The sequence below is a fragment of the Lysobacter sp. Soil_C_15 genome (genome assembly GCF_057657315.1).
This window is the reverse complement of sequence record NZ_JBDGIR010000004.1, coordinates 58,151-73,446: the sequence shown is the minus strand read 5'-3', so window position 1 is coordinate 73,446 and position 15,296 is coordinate 58,151. Positions and strand designations below refer to the sequence as shown.

14 protein-coding genes and 1 pseudogene are annotated in these 15,296 nt (G+C 70.2%); 6 read left to right on the top strand and 9 right to left on the bottom strand.

The features are described 5' to 3' along the window. Positions 1-8: 8 nt before the first annotated feature. The 4 genes from AC3A57_RS10695 to AC3A57_RS10680 all read right to left on the bottom strand — a co-directional run bounded on the left by AC3A57_RS10695 (position 9) and on the right by AC3A57_RS10680 (position 2,697). A complete protein-coding gene (locus AC3A57_RS10695; RefSeq protein WP_487578904.1) occupies positions 9-803 on the bottom strand; it encodes a COG1470 family protein in 795 nt (264 codons plus the stop codon). After that, positions 803-1,261 (bottom strand): hypothetical protein, encoded by a 459-nt coding sequence (locus AC3A57_RS10690; protein ID WP_487578903.1) that lies wholly within the window; start codon positions 1,259-1,261, stop codon positions 803-805. Before AC3A57_RS10690 ends, AC3A57_RS10695 begins: the two co-directional genes overlap by 1 nt. After that, positions 1,258-1,977 (bottom strand): hypothetical protein, encoded by a 720-nt coding sequence (locus tag AC3A57_RS10685; RefSeq protein WP_487578902.1) that lies wholly within the window; start codon positions 1,975-1,977, stop codon positions 1,258-1,260. Before AC3A57_RS10685 ends, AC3A57_RS10690 begins: the two co-directional genes overlap by 4 nt. A 102-nt stretch (positions 1,978-2,079) precedes the next feature. After that, a complete protein-coding gene (locus AC3A57_RS10680) occupies positions 2,080-2,697 on the bottom strand; it encodes a hypothetical protein (RefSeq protein WP_487578901.1) in 618 nt (205 codons plus the stop codon). Positions 2,698-3,186: 489 nt separating this feature from the next. Here AC3A57_RS10680 and creD point away from each other — a divergent pair, with 489 nt between their 5' ends. From creD to AC3A57_RS10665, 3 genes are all read left to right on the top strand, one after another. Then, positions 3,187-4,587, top strand: coding sequence for a cell envelope integrity protein CreD (gene creD, locus AC3A57_RS10675; RefSeq protein WP_487578900.1), 1,401 nt, complete (start codon positions 3,187-3,189; stop codon positions 4,585-4,587). Positions 4,588-4,717: 130 nt separating this feature from the next. Beyond that, the gene (locus AC3A57_RS10670; RefSeq protein ID WP_487578899.1) at positions 4,718-5,314 is read left to right on the top strand and encodes a GNAT family N-acetyltransferase; all 597 of its coding nucleotides are present in this window, start codon (positions 4,718-4,720) and stop codon (positions 5,312-5,314) included. Continuing rightward, positions 5,311-6,204, top strand: coding sequence for a carbon-nitrogen hydrolase family protein (locus tag AC3A57_RS10665; RefSeq protein ID WP_487578898.1), 894 nt, complete (start codon positions 5,311-5,313; stop codon positions 6,202-6,204). Before AC3A57_RS10670 ends, AC3A57_RS10665 begins: the two co-directional genes overlap by 4 nt. Before the next feature lie 392 nt (positions 6,205-6,596). Here AC3A57_RS10665 and AC3A57_RS10660 read toward each other — a convergent pair whose 3' ends face one another. Both AC3A57_RS10660 and AC3A57_RS10655 read right to left on the bottom strand, forming a co-directional pair. Continuing rightward, positions 6,597-7,136: a phosphatase PAP2 family protein gene (locus AC3A57_RS10660; protein ID WP_487579234.1), complete on the bottom strand. Its 540-nt coding sequence runs from the start codon at positions 7,134-7,136 to the stop codon at positions 6,597-6,599. 128 nt (positions 7,137-7,264) lie between these two features. After that, positions 7,265-8,377: pseudogene (locus AC3A57_RS10655) on the bottom strand (glycosyltransferase family 4 protein); the annotation flags it as partial. A gap of 238 nt (positions 8,378-8,615) precedes the next feature. On the opposite strand from AC3A57_RS10655, the gene AC3A57_RS10650 reads away from it, so the two are divergent. The 3 genes from AC3A57_RS10650 (at position 8,616) to AC3A57_RS10640 (ending at position 13,835) form a co-directional block, all read left to right on the top strand. After that, a complete protein-coding gene (locus tag AC3A57_RS10650) occupies positions 8,616-10,136 on the top strand; it encodes an OpgD/OpgG family glucan biosynthesis protein (RefSeq protein WP_487578897.1) in 1,521 nt (506 codons plus the stop codon). Then, on the top strand, positions 10,133-12,052 hold the full coding sequence (gene mdoH, locus AC3A57_RS10645; RefSeq protein ID WP_487578896.1) for a glucans biosynthesis glucosyltransferase MdoH: 1,920 nt from the start codon (positions 10,133-10,135) through the stop codon (positions 12,050-12,052). Before AC3A57_RS10650 ends, mdoH begins: the two co-directional genes overlap by 4 nt. 70 nt (positions 12,053-12,122) lie before the next feature. After that, complete coding sequence (locus AC3A57_RS10640) at positions 12,123-13,835, top strand: AMP-binding protein (protein WP_487578895.1); 1,713 nt, start codon at positions 12,123-12,125, stop codon at positions 13,833-13,835. An 86-nt stretch (positions 13,836-13,921) separates the two neighbouring features. Here AC3A57_RS10640 and AC3A57_RS10635 read toward each other — a convergent pair whose 3' ends face one another. The 3 genes from AC3A57_RS10635 to AC3A57_RS10625 are packed head-to-tail and all read right to left on the bottom strand — an operon-like array spanning position 13,922 to position 15,210. Further along, positions 13,922-14,242, bottom strand: a complete 321-nt coding sequence (locus AC3A57_RS10635; RefSeq protein WP_487578894.1) for a hypothetical protein — start codon at positions 14,240-14,242, stop codon at positions 13,922-13,924. Between the two features lie 38 nt (positions 14,243-14,280). Further along, entirely contained in the window at positions 14,281-14,595 is a 315-nt protein-coding gene (locus tag AC3A57_RS10630) for a hypothetical protein (RefSeq protein WP_487578893.1), read from the bottom strand. Positions 14,596-14,637: 42 nt separating this feature from the next. Next, positions 14,638-15,210: a hypothetical protein gene (locus AC3A57_RS10625; protein WP_487578892.1), complete on the bottom strand. Its 573-nt coding sequence runs from the start codon at positions 15,208-15,210 to the stop codon at positions 14,638-14,640. Positions 15,211-15,296 lie beyond the last annotated feature (86 nt).

The window sequence follows — 15,296 nt, the reverse complement described above, 5'->3', positions numbered from 1 at the left end:
GACTGGCCTCATCGGGCCAGCACGGCGTCGAGCTCGAGCCGTTGCTTGTCCCAGTCCAGAGCGCCCTTGAGCCGCAAGGGGTAGGCCACCGGCGGCGCCGGCGTCGCCGGGTCGTCGCCCTGCGGCTGCAATGCGATCAGCCGGGTTTCGCCGGGCAGGATCGGCAGGTTGGACGGTGCGAAGGCGAGCTTGCGGCCCTGCGCGTCGGTGCCGTCGATCAGGCCCTCCAGGCGCGAATGGGCGTTGCCGGCGTTGTGCACTTCCAGCACCGGCAGGTCGCGGCCGTCGATCCGTTCGACCCGGCTGGCGCGGGCCTGCAATTGCGCCGCCGCATCGCCGACGGCCAGGTAGACGATGATGCCGATCCGCCCCGACACCGGCAGCGCCACCGCGCCGCGCACGGTTTCCGGCTCGCCTTCCAGCAGGATCGCGAAGCGGCACTCGCCGGCCGGCGCGTCGGCCGGCACGGCGACCTCGAAGCGATAACGGCGCTTGCCCTGCGCGCCGACTTCGATCTGCGCCGCTTCCAGGCCGACCCACGGCCGGCAGCTGCCCGGCGCGAGGGCTTCGTCGAAGATCGCCGCGCCCTGCGCGTCCAGGCGCCAGTCGGCGGTCTTGAGCGTGTAGCGCGCGGCGGCCGGCGACAGGTTGGAGATCTCGACCACGTTGCGGTAGGTGGTGCCGGGCTTGGCCGAGTCTTCGAAGCGCGGCGGCGAGACCAGGGCCGAGAAACCCTGCGCGGCGGCGCAGACGGGCAAGAGCGCGAACAGCGCGGCGAGGGCGCGCAGGCGGGCGAGGCGCATCACGGGGTGTCCAGATCGATTTCGAAGGAGAAATGCAGTTGTTCGGCCCGCGCCAGGCGCTGGCCGTCGGCTTGCAGACTCAGGCGCACGGTGTCCTCGAGCAGGCCGGCCGGCAGCGGACCGGCGTAGACCAGGGCGCGCTCGCCGGCGCGCAGCGCGCCCGGCAGCAGGCGGCCGCGAGTGGTCCACTCGGCCAGGATCGGACCGGACGGCGAAGCGGGCAGGGTCATGTAGACCCGGCCCTGGCGGCCCTGCCACGGCGACAGGTCCAGGCGCACCAGCACGGTCAAGGCGCCGGACACGGTCTGGCGCGCGTTGCGGCCGGGCACGGCGTCGTCCCAGCGCATCTGCACGTCGTTGTCGAGCACCTGGCTGGCGCTGTCGTCGACGCGGAAGGTCGCGGCCGGGGCCAGGCCGGCGCACAGCCACAGCAGCAGAAACGCAAGCGCGCGGCTCATGGCGCGCTCAGGGTGTAGACCACCCGCCCGGTGTAGGTGCCGGCGGCGACCACCGCGTCGTTGCTGTAGCGGAAACGGTGGCAGCTTTCGCGCCAGGTGTTGGCCGGGAAGCTGGCCAGGGTCTGCACGCCGCCGTTGAAGCTGCCGGCCGGGATCGGCTGGGCGTCGGTGTCGCCGTTGCCGCTGCTGGCCCAGGCGATCTGGGTGAAGGGAATGCCGTCGCCGCTGCCGTTGCCGAGGCTGGCCGGCGAAGAGACGGTCAGGCTGGCCGAACCGGTGGTGGTGGAACGGCGGTAGAAACCGCCGATATAGACCTCGTCGGGCACGTTGCAGAAGGTGTAGCCATCGTAATGGCTGGTGGTCTGGGTGGCGTCGCTGGTCATCAACTGGTCGCTGCCGTTGCCGAGCGCGGCGGCCGGCACGGCCACCGAGACCTTGTTGAGCGCGCCGCCGGAACCCGGCGTGCCGCCGCCACGATAGGTGCCGGTGAATACGCCGTTGCCGACGCGCAGGTAGACCGCGCGCGTGCCGGGCGAGATGGTGACCACGAACGCCTGGGCGGCGCCGAGCCACAGCGCGGCCAGCGGCAGCAGAGCCCAGCGGGACGTGCGGCTCTTGATCGGATTGATCTTGATCGGACTGATCTTGATCTGGCTGATCTGGCTGATCTGGCTGATCTGGCTGATCTGGCGGATTGCGCGCAGCGACGGCGTCATGACGGCGGTTCCGGTGCGGAGGCGGAGCGGAGACCTCCTCCCGCGGCGGACCGCGGGAGGCGGTGGCGTAGCGGGCGGCGCCTGGCGCCGCCGGCTCGCCGCTTACGGCATCGAAGCGGTGTAGGTGACGCGGCTGTTGTTGGCGTTGACGCCGCCGTACACGCCCGGGGCGACGACGTTGTTGTTGAGGTAGGTGTAGGTCCAACGCGCGCTGCGGTTGACCACCTTGCCGCTGGACGGGGCGATGGTCAGCGGGGCCGAGGCGCCGTCGGTCAACACCGGCGCCGGCAGGGCGGCGGTATCGCTGGCGGTGGCGATCTGGCTGTAGGAAATGGTGTCGCCGGCGGCGCCGTTGCTGAGCGCGCCCAGCGCGGTCGCGCCGAGGGTGATGTTGCCGTTGTTGCCGACCACCTTGGCGGTGACCTCGCCGTTGCCCAGGTCGCCGGAGGTCGCGGTCGCGGCGACGGCGGTGCCGTTGCCGACGTTGGCGGCCGGGACCGCGAAGGCGATCTGGTTGACCGTGGCGGTGGTGGTGTAGTCGGCGCCGCTGCCGACGCGCAGGAACAGGATCTTCGGAATCGTGATCTGGAAGTCGAGCTTGGCGGAAGCGGTCAGCGGGGTGGCGGTGCCGGTGCTGTACTGCGATTCGGCCTGGGCGAGCAGCGGCGCGCCGGCCAGCAGGGCGACGGCCAGAAGAGAGGTCGGAAGCTTGCGCATCATGCGGGGTCCAAAGGAGGTGGGCGGCCGGGGCTCCGGACGCTGAGGGCAGCAAGAGCATGTTTCGTGCCAAAAAATGTGATCGATAGCTCATTGAAATTGTTAACTTCAAGTGATTTTTGCGTGAGGGGAAGTGAGTCAAAAGCTGACCCCCGGCGTCGGTTTGCGTCTTTTCGGGCCAGGATCGGCACGTCCGCAGGCCGTTAACGGTCAGAAACGCGGGCGAAGACGGCCTGTACGCCGAAGATCGCGCCGTTGCCCGATTCAGGTTTGTGGAGGCGAGTCGGACGCGGTAGACCGCTGTGCCGCGGCGCCGGACGGGTATCGAAAGCAGGGCCGGGTCCTGGCGTCCGTGCCGGGGCTGTGGTCCGGCCGCGCATCGCGTCGCGTGCGTGCTTCACCGCTGCTTCACTGCCGCCACACCGCCGGGCCATCGCCTCCACGCACGGGCTGCGCAAGCTGCGCTCCGAGTTCGTAACCAGGAGCAAGACCATGCGGGTGTGGCTGAAGATGTTGTTGGTGCTGGGGATGACCCTGGCGATCCTGATTCCGCTGCTGATGATCGGCGGGATCATCGACGAGCGGCAGGGCTATCGCGCCGAGGCGGTGAACCAGATCGCGCGCAGCTACGCCGGCGCGCAGGCGTTTTCCGGGCCGGTGCTGGTGGTGCCGTACGAGGACACCTGGATCGAGCAGCAGAAGGACCTCGACGGCGCGATCAAGCAGGTACGCCGCCGCGAGCTCGGTCACTGGACCTTCTTCCCCAACAAGCTCGACGTCGACGGCGAACTGCTGCCGCGGGTGCGCCGGCTCGGCCTGCACAAGGTGCGGGTGTACGACTGGGCCGGGCGCGCGCGCGCCGATTTCAGCGCGACGATTCCGGCCGAAGCGACCGCCGACCCGGACCGCAACGGCCGGGTGCGCAGCATCGGCCGGCCGTGGCTGAGCTATGCCTTCGCCGACGTGCGCGGCCTGCGTACGCCGAAGCTGCGCCTGAACGGCGCCGAGGCGGCGATCGAGGACGGCCTGGGCGCGCGCGACGGCGGCGGCATCCATGCCCGCCTGGCCGCCCCCGCGCCGGGTACCCAGCTGCGCCTGGACACCGAGCTGAGCTTCGTCCTCGGCGGCACCGAATCGCTGGCCCTGGTGCCGTTGGGCAAGAACAACCGCTTCGCCCTGCATTCCAAGTGGCCGCATCCCAACTACGGCGGCAGCTTCCCGCCGAGCTCGGACGAGATCGGCGAGCATGGCTTCCGCGCCGAGTGGCAGGTGGCGTCGGTGGCGACCAACGCCCAGCGCCAGTACCTGGCCGGCAACGTGCTGCCGGTGGTGCGCCTCACCCGCGACGAGGCCAACGAACCCATCGGCGAGGTCAATGCGGTGCAGGTGACGCTCAAGGATCCGGTCAACGTCTACAGCCAGGCCGACCGCGCGACCAAGTACGGCCTGCTGTTCGTGCTGCTGACCTTCGTCGGCTTCTTCATGTTCGAACTGATCAAGCAACTGCGCATCCACCCGATCCAGTACGGCCTGGTCGGCCTGGCCCTGGCGATCTTCTTCCTGTTGCTGGTCAGCCTCAGCGAGCACATCGCCTTCGGCCAGGCCTATCTGGCGGCGAGCGCGGCCTGCATCGGCCTGCTGGTGTTCTACCTGAGCGCGGTGCTGCGCAGCGCGCTGCGCGCGCTGGGCTTCGGCGCCATGCTGACCACCCTGTACGGCGCCCTGTACGGGCTGCTGGTGTCGGAGGACAACGCCCTGGTGCTCGGCGCCGGCCTGCTGTTCTTGATCCTGGCCACGATCATGGCGGTGACCCGCAAGGTCGACTGGTACCAGCTCGGCGGCGGCCTGCCGCGGCGCGCGCCGGTGCCGGACCCGCCGGTCGGCCCGGCCTGAGCCCCCGCGCCGCGCCCGGGCGTCCCGGGCGCGGCGCAGCGGCGGTTGCGCAAACCTTGATACAGAAAAAATCGCGCCAGGGACGGCGCAGCGCACCGGCGCTGACTAAGATGGAGCGATGAAAAGGCCGATGCCCGTGATCCGCAGTTTCGCCGGAGTGGAAATCGCCCCGCATCTGCCGGCATTGGCCGAACTGCGCATGCGGGTGTTCCGCGAATGGCCGTATCTGTACGACGGCGACGCGCAGTACGAGGAGCGATACCTGCGCACTTATCGCGACTCCTGGCGCAGCGTGGTGGTGCTGGCCTTCGACGGCGGCCGGGTGGTCGGCGCCTCGACCGGGTTGCCGTTGAGCGACGAGACCGACGAGATCCGCGCCGCCTTCGACGGCCACCTGGTCCAGGTCGAGCACGTGTTCTACTGCGGCGAATCGGTGTTGCTGCCGGAGTATCGCGGGCTCGGCGTCGGCCATCGTTTCTTCGATCTGCGCGAGGCGCACGCACGCGCGCTCGGCGACCTGCGCTGGACCACGTTCTGCTCGGTCGAGCGCGACCCCGACGACCCGCGCCGGCCGGCGTTCCACCGCGGCAACGAGGTCTTCTGGCGCAAGCGCGGCTATACCCATCGTCCCGAACTGCGCGCCCACCTGAGCTGGAGCGAGATCGGCCGCGGCGAGCAGCCGCATACCCTGAGTTTCTGGCTGCGGCCGTTGGAGCGAGCGCGATGAGAGTGGCGGTGGCCAAGTACCGGATCGGCGCGCCGCGCGATTTCGCCGAGTTCGCCGACAAGCAGGCGCAGTGGCTGGCCGAGGCGCGCGCCGGCGGCGCGCAGGTGGCGGTGTTGCCCGAGTACCTGTCGCTGGAGCTGGGCGCGACCTTCGGCGCGGCGACCCAGGGCGACCTGCACGCTTCGCTGGTCGCCACCCAGGCCTATCACGGCGCCTGGCTGGAGCTGTTCGGCCTGCTCGCGCGCGAGTTGCGCCTGCACGTGGTGGCCGGCAGTTTCCTGCTCGATCCGGGGCACGGCCGCTATCGCAACCGCTGTTACGCCTTCGCGCCGGACGGCGGCCGGGTGTGGCAGGACAAGCTGCAGTTGACCGGGTTCGAGAAGCGCGCCGGGGTGATCGAGGCCGGCAACGAATTGAGCGCCTTCGCCCTGGGCGCGGCGCGCGCGGGCATCGCGATCTGCTACGACATCGAGTTCCCGCTGCCGGTGCGCGCGCAATGCGAAGCCGGCGCGCGGCTGCTGCTGGCGCCGAGCTGCACCGACACCGAGGCCGGCGCGACCCGGGTGCGGGTGGGTTGCCTGGCGCGCGCGCTGGAGAACCGCTGCTTCGTCGCCCAGGCGGTGACCGCGGGCGATGCGGCCTGGAGCCCGGCGCTGGACGTGAACACCGGCGAAGCCGCGGTGTACGCGCCGATGGACGTCGGCCTGCCGGCCGACGGCGTGCTGGCGCAGACCCGCGGCGGACAGCGCTGGGCCTATGCCGACCTGGACTTCGCCGCGCTCGACGCCAGCCGCGAGCGGGCGCAGGTCGCCAACGACCGCGACTGGCCCGGCCAGCACGCCCCGGCGATTGCGCGGGCGCGCGTGCAGGCCTGGGAACCGCGCGGCTGATCACCGGTCGTCGCGGACGCCGTGCGCCTGCAGGAGCGGCGCCCCGCGGGGATTTCCTCCGGTCATGAGCGGCGGCCCATCGAAACGACATGCGCAAGCGCGGCCGCAAGCCGTCCGCATGCATAGCGCTGTTCGAGCCAGAGCCCCGTGTTCGAATCGCTTCGGCAGCGGACGTGGTATGGCGTCGCTTCGGTTGTCGCGGCTCGCGCCGCTCCTACAGGGGCCGACGGCGCCGCGGGATCGGAGCAGGGCAGTCGCGGCTTGCGCCGCTCCTACCCCGGGTTGGGCGGCTTGCCGAGGCGCCCTCGCTGATACCCCTTGCAAAAGGGGGGCAGGGGGGATTTGCTCTTCCCGAGTCCCGAGTCCCGAGTCCCGAGTCCCGAGTCCCGGCCTCACCACAACGACACGCCGGGTACCAGCCACAACGACAGCCCGGCCAGGGCGCTGCCGATCGCGGTCGCGGCGAGCACGTCGCTGGGGTAATGCAGGCCCAGCACCACGCGCGAGGCGGCGACGCTGGCGGTGAACGGGATCAGCAGCCAGGCCAGGACCGGGTAGTGGGCCATCGCGACCAGGCTGAAGGCGACCGCATGCAGGGTGTGGCCGGAGGGAAAGCTGAACTCGTCCAGCGGCGCGACCCAGGCGTGGATGCGCTGGTCGGAAGCGAACGGGCGCGGACGCCGGGTCCAGCGCTTGAGCAGTTTGTACAGCGCCAGCGCGATCACCCCGGTCGCGGCCAGGTGCAGCGAGGCGCGCAGGCCGTCGTAACCGTCGGCGACGATCAGGCCGGCCATCAGCGCGTACCAGAACACGCCGTCGCCGAGCCGGCTGATCGCGGCGAAGTAGGCGCGCGAGCCGTTGCGTTCGCCGAGCCGGTTGGCGCGCAGGCACCAGCCGGATTCGCCGTCGCTGAGGCGTTTGCGCAAGGGCATGCGGTTCATGCGACCTCCTGGGGCGGTTTGCCGGGAGCGGCGGGGGAAGCGACGGTTTCGGCCGCGGGCCGAGCGGCGGTTTCGGCGCCCTCGTCGCTGCGGCGCAGGCGCCCGGGCGTGTTGCGTTCGGCCAGGCCGCGCAGCAGGGCATCGAAGTCGGCCGCGACCTGTTCCGGGCGCAGGCCGGCGATCGCTTCGCGGCCGGCGCGCGCCATCGCCGCGCGCAGCGCGTCGCCGCAGCCGATCCGCACCGCCGCGGCGACGAAGCCGGCGTCGTCGCCGTCGGCGATCGCCGCGCCGTCGACGCCGTCGCGCAGATGTTCGTGAGCGGCGCCGTAGTCGAAGGCCACCGTCGGCACCCCGCTGGCCATCGCCTCCAGGGTGACGTTGCCGAAGGTCTCGCTGTGGCTGGGGAACAGGAACAGGTCGCCGCTGGCGAAATGGCTGGCCAGGGCGGGGCCGCGCTGCAGGCCGCAGAAGATGAAATCCGGATTGTCGCGCTGCAGCTTCTCGCGCGAAGGCCCGTCTCCGACCCAGACGAAGCGCGCCTGCGGCCGCCGCGCCTGCAGCGAGCGGAACGCGCGCACCGCCAGGTCGAGATTCTTCTCCGGGGCGATGCGGCCGACGTAGATCGCCGCCAGGCCGTCCTCGCCCAGCCCCCAGTCGCGGCGCAGCGCGGCGCTGCGCCGGTGCGGGGCGAACAGCGCGGTATCGACCGCGCGCGGCAGCCGCACCACGTCTTCGAAGCGGCGCGCGCGCAGGAACTCGGCCAACTCGCGGGTCGGCACCAGGGTCGCGTCGGCGTCGTTGTGGAAGCGGCGCATCCAGTCCAGGGCGACGCCGCCGAGCCAGGGCGCGCCGTAGTCGCGCATGTACTCGTCGAAGCGGGTGTGGAAGCCGGTCGCGACGGGGATGCCGAGCCGGCGCGCGGCGCGCAGCGCCGACCAGCCCAGCGGGCCTTCGGTGGCGACGTAGATCGCGTCCGGACGCTGCCGGGTCCAGGCCGCGCGCAGTCGGCCGGCGCAGGGCAGGCCGAAGCGCAGCCCCGGATAACGCGGCAGCGGCAGGCCGCGCACCAGCAACTCCTGCCCCGGGCCCCGGGCCGGGTCGCCGGCCTGGCGCGGCCGCACCAGCTCGACCGCGTGACCGCGCTCGCGCAGACCCTGTTCCAAACCCTGGACGGTCAGGGCGACGCCGTTGATCTCCGGCGGATAGGTCTCGGTGACGATCGCGTAGCGCATGCGCGGCTCCCGGTTTGGGCAAGCCTGGACGCACGGCATGTCCCGGCGATGGCGCCGGCATGACCGTGGCATGACGCGGGCCGGGGCCGACTTCGAGACCGTGACGCAAAGCGCATTTGCCCGCTGCGGAACGGGTCGGGCCCGGGCCGTCAATGCCGGCACACTGGGGTCACGTTCCGGAGTGTTAACAACCCGATCCCTACAATCGCCCGATTCATTGGATCCGGATCCCCCGCCGGTGCACCGACGCGAGCTACTCAAAACCGGGCTGTCGTTGCCTTGGCTGGGCCTGGGCGCGGCTTGGCCGTGGGCGGCGCTGGCGGCGGCCGGGCCGGCGCGGCCGTTCGGCCCGGACACGGTGCCGGCGCTGGCGCGCGCGCTGGCCGCGAAACCCTACCGCGCCGGAGACAGCGAGCTGCCGCCGGCGCTGGCCGCGATCCCCTACGATCGCTACCGCGATATCCGCTACGACCCGGCGCAGGCCCTGTGGAAGGCCGAGCGGCTGCCGTTCCAACTGCAATGCTTCCACCGCGGCTTCCTGTTCAAGCAGCGCGTCGACCTGCACCTGGTCGACGCCGGGCAGGCCACGCCGCTGGCGTACCGGCCGCAGATGTTCAGCTTCGGCGCCGCGCCCAAGCCGCAGCAGGACGACCTGGGCTTCGCCGGTTTCCGCATCCACGGCCCGATCAATCGCGCCGACTACTACGACGAAGTCGCCGCCTTCCTCGGCGCCAGCTATTTCCGCGCGGTCGCCAAGGACTTGCTGTACGGCCTGTCGGCGCGCGGCCTGGCGCTGAACACCGGCGCCGGCCAGGACGAGGAGTTCCCGGCGTTCACCGGTTTCTGGATCGAACGGCCGGCGCGGCGCGCGCGCGGCATCGTGGTCCACGCCTTGCTCGACAGCCCCAGCGTGGCGGGGGCGATGCGGTTTTCGATCACCCCGGGCACCGAGACCGTGTTCGACACGCAGTTGCGGTTGTACCCGCGCGTGGCCCTGCAGCGGGTCGGCATCGCGCCGCTGACCAGCATGTACCACTTCGACGCGGCCAACCGGGTCGGCATCGACGACTTCCGCCCCTCGGTGCACGACTCCGACGGCCTGGCGTTGTACAACGGCGCCGGCGAGCAGATCTGGCGTCCGCTGCACAATCCGCGCGCATTGCAGGAAAGCGCATTCCAGGACCGACGCCCGCGCGGTTTCGGCCTGATGCAGCGCAAGCGCGCCTTCGCCGACTACGCCGATGCCGAGGCGCATTACGAGCGCCGGCCCAGCCTGTGGGTGGAGCCGCTCGGCGATTGGGGCGAGGGCGCGGTGCACCTGATCGAGATTCCGACCGGCGACGAATACCACGACAACATCGTCGCCTTCTGGCGCCCGCGCGCGGCGCTGGCGGCCGGCCGCGAGCATCGTTACGACTACCGCCTGCACTGGTGCGCGCGCCACGCCTGGAAGCCGGAGCTGGCGAGCGTCGCCGGCACCCGCATCGGCGCCGGCCGCGACGGCGCGCGCCGGGTGGTGATCGACCTGGAGGGCGGCCGCCTGGCCGCGCTCGGCCGCGACGCGCGCTTGCGCGCGTCGGTATGGGCCTCGGCCGGCCGCGTCGTCGACGCGGTCGCGCACGCCAACGCCGGCACCGGCGGCTGGCGCATGGCCTTCGAACTGCAACCGCAGGACGCGCGCGCGATCGAATTGCGCGCCGTGCTCGAAGACGAGCGCGGTCCTGTTTCCGAAACCTGGCTTTATCGTTGGACCGCATGAATCCCACCGTCTCTGCGTTGCACCGTCCCAGTTCCGCGCCGTTCGAGGCCCTGCCGCCGGAGTCGCCGTTGGCGATGCCGGTGCAGACGCTGTCCGCCGGCGCGCTGTCGCGGGCGCCGCTGCCGACCATGCCCAGGGCGATGGCCTGGCGCCGCCTGTACGTGATCGGCGGCGCCGCGCTGCTGACCCTGGTGGCGGCCTATCAGATCCTGCGCGTGCTCTACGTCGGCGGACTGAATCTGCTCGAAGGCGTGCTGTTGCTGCTGTTCGTGTTCCTGTTCGCCTGGATCGCGCTGGCCTTCACCAGCGCCTTGGCCGGTTTCGCCTTGATCCTGTCGCGGCGGCGTTGGCGGCTGGGCCTGAAGCAGGACGGCGAACTGCCCGCGCTGGGCCAACGCACCGCCTTGCTGGCGCCGACCTACAACGAGGACCCCGAGCGGCTGATGGCCGGTCTGCAGGCGATCTACGAGTCGGTCGCCGCCACCGGCCAGCTCGACCGCTTCGACTTCTTCATCCTCAGCGACACCACCAAGGAACCGATCCGCCAGGCCGAGATCCGCGCGTTCCAGGCGCTGCGCGAGCGCACCGGCGGCCAGGCGCGGATCTTCTATCGCCGGCGCAAGAACAACGCCGAGCGCAAGGCCGGCAACATCGCCGAGTGGGTGCGCCGCTTCGGCGCGGCCTACCCGCACATGCTGATCCTCGACGCCGACAGCCTGATGACCGGCGAGGTCATCGTGAAGCTGTCCGGGGCGATGGAGCGGCATCCGGACGTGGCCCTGATCCAGACCCTGCCGATGATCGTCAACGGCCAGACCCTGTTCGCGCGCATGCAGCAGTTCGCCGGCCGCGTGTACGGCCCGGTGATCGCCTACGGCATCGCCTGGTGGCACGGCGCGGAAAGCAATTACTGGGGCCACAACGCGATCATCCGCACCCGCGCCTTCGCCGATCACGCCGGGCTGCCCGAACTGCGCGGCCGGCGTCCGTTCGGCGGCACCGTGCTCAGCCACGATTTCGTCGAAGCCGCGCTGATGCGCCGCGGCGGCTGGGCCCTGCACATGGTGCCGGGCCTGGTCGGCAGCTACGAGGAAGGTCCGCCGTCGCTGACCGACATGCTGGTGCGCGACCGGCGCTGGTGCCAGGGCAATCTGCAGCACACCGCGGTGCTGCCGGCGCGCGGCCTGCACTGGATCAACCGCCTGCATCTGCTGATCGGCATCGGCCATTACTTCACCGCGCCGATGTGGGCGATGCTGATGCTGATCGGCCTGGCGATTCCGCTCGACCACGCCGGTTTCTTCAACTGGGACAGCGTGCGCCTGCCGGGCTTCTCGCCCAGCGCCTACTGGCGCGACCAGGACCCGGACCGGGTGCTGTGGGTGTTCGTGGCGACCATGGCGGTGCTGCTGGCGCCGAAGTTCATGGCCTACCTGGCCCTGCTGACCGATCCGGAAACCCGGCGCGGCTGCGGCGGCGCGGTCCGCGCCTTCCTCAGCATGATTCTGGAGACCCTGCTGGCGGCGCTGATGGCGCCGATCACCATGTACGTGCAGTCGCGCGGCGTGGCCGAAGTGCTGGCCGGCAAGGACTCGGGCTGGGAGTCGCAGCGCCGCGACGACGGCAGCCTGCCTTTGTCGGGGCTGATCCGCAGCTACGGCGGGCTGAGCCTGCTCGGCCTGTTGATCGGCTCGATGGCCTACGTGATTTCGCCGCCGCTGGCGGCGTGGATGTCGCCGGTGATCCTGGGCCTGATCGTGTCGATCCCGGTGGTCGCGTTCACTTCTGCCCGCGCGCCGGGGCTGTTCCTGCGCAAGCTCGGGATCTTCCGCATCCCGGAGGAAATCGCCCCGCCGCCGGTGCTGGTGCGGGCGAGGCAGTTGCGCATCGAGGCGGCCCGGCGTTCCTCGGCCTGAGTCACGGATCGGCCGTGGGCGGGGACGTCCGCGGCGTTCGTGCGCTGGGGCGAGCGGCTATGCTCGGCGCATGGACCAGACGCGCGATGCTCCCGATCCCGCGCTGAGCCACGTCGTCGGCGCGACCGCGCCGCCGCTGCTGGACGAAACCATCGGCGCGATGCTCGCCCGCATCGCCGCCGCCTGGCCCAAGCGCGAGGCGCTGGTGGTGCCGCCGCAGCACCTGCGCCTGAGCTGGCGGGCGTTCGACGCCGCGACGACCCGGCTCGCCGCCGGCCTGCTCAGGCTCGGCCTGGCGCCCGGCGACCGGATCGGGGTGTGGTCGCTCAACCGCGCCGAATGGGTATTGCTGCAGTTCGCCAGCGCGCGCGCCGGGCTGATCCTGGTCAACATCAATCCGGCGTATCGCAGCCACGAGCTGGAATACGCCTTGAACCTGGTCGGCTGCCGCGCGCTGGCGATCGTGCCTTCGTTCAAGAGCTCGAACTACCTGGACATGCTGCGCGAACTGGCGCCCGAGCTCGGCCGCGACCCGCCCGGCCTGCTGCGCGCGCGGCGCCTGCCGGACTTGCGCCACGTGCTGGTGATGGGCGCGGGCGAGCCGCCGCCGGGCGCGCACGCCTTCGATGCGATCGCCGCCTGCGACGACCCGGCCGCGCACGCGTTGCTGCGCCGCGTGAGCGAGCGGCTGTCGCCGGACGATCCGATCAACATCCAGTTCACCTCCGGCACCACCGGCGCGCCCAAGGGCGCGACCCTGACCCACCGCAACATCGTCAACAACGGCTTCTTCGTCGGCCGGGCGATGCGGCTGAGCGAGCGCGACCGGCTGTGCATCCCGGTGCCGTTCTACCACTGCTTCGGCATGGTCCTGGGCAATATGGCCTGCGCCACCCACGGCGCCTGCATGGTGATTCCGGGCGAAGGCTTCGATCCGCTGGCGACCCTGCAGACGGTCGCCGCCGAGCATTGCACCGGCCTGCACGGCGTACCGACCATGTTCATCGCCCAGCTGCAGCACCCGCGCTTCGCCGAATTCGACCTGAGCAGCCTGCGCACCGGCATCATGGCCGGCGCCAACTGCCCGATCGAGGTGATGAAGCAGGTGGTCGGGCGCATGCACATGGAGCAGGTGACCATCGCCTACGGCATGACCGAGACCAGCCCGGTCAGCTTCCAGACCGTGCCCGACGACCCGCTGCCAAGGCGCGTGGATTCGGTCGGCCGGGTCCACCCGCATGTGGAGGTGCGCATCGTCGACGAGCGCGGCGCCACCGTGCCGCGCGGCCAGGTCGGCGAGCTGCTGACCCGCGGTTATTCGGTGATGCAGGGCTATTGGGGCGATCCGCGCCGCACCGCAGAGGCGGTCGACGGCGAGGGCTGGATGCACACCGGCGACCAGGCCACGATCGACGCCGACGGCTATTGCCGGATCGTCGGCCGGCTCAAGGACATGCTGATCCGCGGCGGCGAGAACGTGTATCCGCGCGAGGTCGAGGAATTCCTCCACGCCCATCCGGCGATCGCCGACGTGCAGGTGTTCGGCGTGCCCGACGAGAAGTTCGGCGAGGAAGTCTGCGCCTGGGTCCGTCTGGCCGAAGGCGCCGCGCTCGATGCCGAAGCCCTGCGCGGGTTCTGCCAGGGGCGCATCGCCCACTACAAGATTCCGCGCTACGTCGAATTCGTCGACGCCTTGCCGATGACGATCAGCGGCAAGCCGCAGAAGTACCTGATGCGCGAGCGGATGGTCGAGCTGTTGGCGCGGCGCGCCGGCCTGGATTGACGCAGCCGCAGCGGCGATGGAATCGAAGGGCGGCAGACGAAAAGCCCGCCGTGCGGCGGGCTTGAGCGCTCGTGCCGCCTGAGGGCTTACTTCAGGTAAATCTCGGTGATATTGCAGCCCTGGGTGCGAACCGAAACGTTGCGCTTGTTGACCACCGCGCTGATCAGCATGGTCAGCATGCCTTTGCCGCCCGGCTGCGCATCGTTGAAGAACAGCACCGGGTTGCCGCTCGAGGCGGCGCATTCGGCTGACGTGCCGCTGGACAGCCAGACGTAATGCAGGGTCATCGCTTCGTACGCGCCCAACTGGGTGACCTGAACGTTGTCGATGAATTCGGCCGAGGCGCTTGTGCTGGCGGCCAGCAGGGCGAGCGAGCCGGCGATGAGCTTGGTCTTGATGTTCTTCATGTGAATGTCCTAAGTGCGTTGTTGCGTCTGGGCGCGGATTACTTGAGGTAGGCTTCGGTGATCTTGCAGCCGGTGATGCGCAGCGAGACGTTGCGTTTGTTCAGCATCGCGGCGGTCAGAATGGCTAGCAGGCTCTTGCCGCCGGGCTGCGCTTCGTCGAAGCCGATGGTCGGGTTGCCGGGGCTGTTGGCGGCGCAGTCGGAGGACACGCCGGTGGACATCCACACGAAGTGCATCGTGCCCTGCTCGTAGGAGCTGATCTGAGTGAGTTGGGTGGTTTCGATGAACTCCGCCGAGGCGCTAGTGCTGGCGGCTAGGAGGGCCGTAGTGACGGCCAGAGTCTTGAACTTCATGGGATTGTTCTCGATGGTCGGCAAGGGGCGACGAACGCCGGATCAGTTGAGGAGATACATCGTGATCGGCGTGAGGTCGTAAGCCTTGGAGTGGTCGATCGTCAACACCGGAGAGGAGTTGTTGATCGGAGTCCACTTGTCGTATTCGTAGTAGGCCGACTTGAAAGGCGTTTGCCCGAGTCCCTCCGGCAAGCGGACATTGATCGTGAAGCTGGCGTCGCGCTTGTAGTAGAAGGTCGTCTTGACGTTGCCGTTAGGGCACTGCCCGGGCGTCTGGCAGGGCATGTAGCGCACCACGCTGACATCCGGCTTGGGATACGTCTCCGAGTCGATCTTGTGCCGGGCGATGGCGAGGTCGCCCTGGTAGATGGTCAAGCTTGCGTCGCCCTTGCTTGAGTAATAGGGCGCTTCGTTTTGCGTCCAGTACAGCAGCGCATCGCCGCGCGCGGTCGCGGTCAAGGTGATCATGTCGCCGCCATGTGGATCTTGCGGCGCGTCCAGTCGGATTTCGGGCTGTGCGCCCAGCGCGGAGACAGAACCGCTGGCCGCCAGCAGCGTCGCAGCTGCAAGCGAACGCAGCCGCGCGTTCCGCAAGGAGTGGGTTGAGGTAGACATTGGCTCTCGGGAAATAGGGTTCGGATGTTTTTCGGCCAAAGCGAGCCGCGCAGCCGTGCGGGCTGCATGCGGATATGGGAAAAAAG

Bases quoted from the DNA above. Each gene is read 5' to 3' on its own strand.
- AC3A57_RS10695 (WP_487578904.1), bottom strand. From the start codon at position 803: ATGCGCCTCGCCCGCCTGCGCGCCCTCGCCGCGCTGTTCGCGCTCTTG.
- AC3A57_RS10690 (WP_487578903.1), bottom strand. From the start codon at position 1,261: ATGAGCCGCGCGCTTGCGTTTCTGCTGCTGTGGCTGTGCGCCGGCCTG.
- AC3A57_RS10685 (WP_487578902.1), bottom strand. From the start codon at position 1,977: ATGACGCCGTCGCTGCGCGCAATCCGCCAGATCAGCCAGATCAGCCAG.
- AC3A57_RS10680 (WP_487578901.1), bottom strand. From the start codon at position 2,697: ATGATGCGCAAGCTTCCGACCTCTCTTCTGGCCGTCGCCCTGCTGGCC.
- creD (WP_487578900.1), top strand. From the start codon at position 3,187: ATGCGGGTGTGGCTGAAGATGTTGTTGGTGCTGGGGATGACCCTGGCG.
- AC3A57_RS10670 (WP_487578899.1), top strand. From the start codon at position 4,718: ATGCCCGTGATCCGCAGTTTCGCCGGAGTGGAAATCGCCCCGCATCTG.
- AC3A57_RS10665 (WP_487578898.1), top strand. From the start codon at position 5,311: ATGAGAGTGGCGGTGGCCAAGTACCGGATCGGCGCGCCGCGCGATTTC.
- AC3A57_RS10660 (WP_487579234.1), bottom strand. From the start codon at position 7,136: ATGCCCTTGCGCAAACGCCTCAGCGACGGCGAATCCGGCTGGTGCCTG.
- mdoH (WP_487578896.1), top strand. From the start codon at position 10,133: ATGAATCCCACCGTCTCTGCGTTGCACCGTCCCAGTTCCGCGCCGTTC.
- AC3A57_RS10640 (WP_487578895.1), top strand. From the start codon at position 12,123: ATGGACCAGACGCGCGATGCTCCCGATCCCGCGCTGAGCCACGTCGTC.
- AC3A57_RS10635 (WP_487578894.1), bottom strand. From the start codon at position 14,242: ATGAAGAACATCAAGACCAAGCTCATCGCCGGCTCGCTCGCCCTGCTG.
- AC3A57_RS10630 (WP_487578893.1), bottom strand. From the start codon at position 14,595: ATGAAGTTCAAGACTCTGGCCGTCACTACGGCCCTCCTAGCCGCCAGC.
- AC3A57_RS10625 (WP_487578892.1), bottom strand. From the start codon at position 15,210: ATGTCTACCTCAACCCACTCCTTGCGGAACGCGCGGCTGCGTTCGCTT.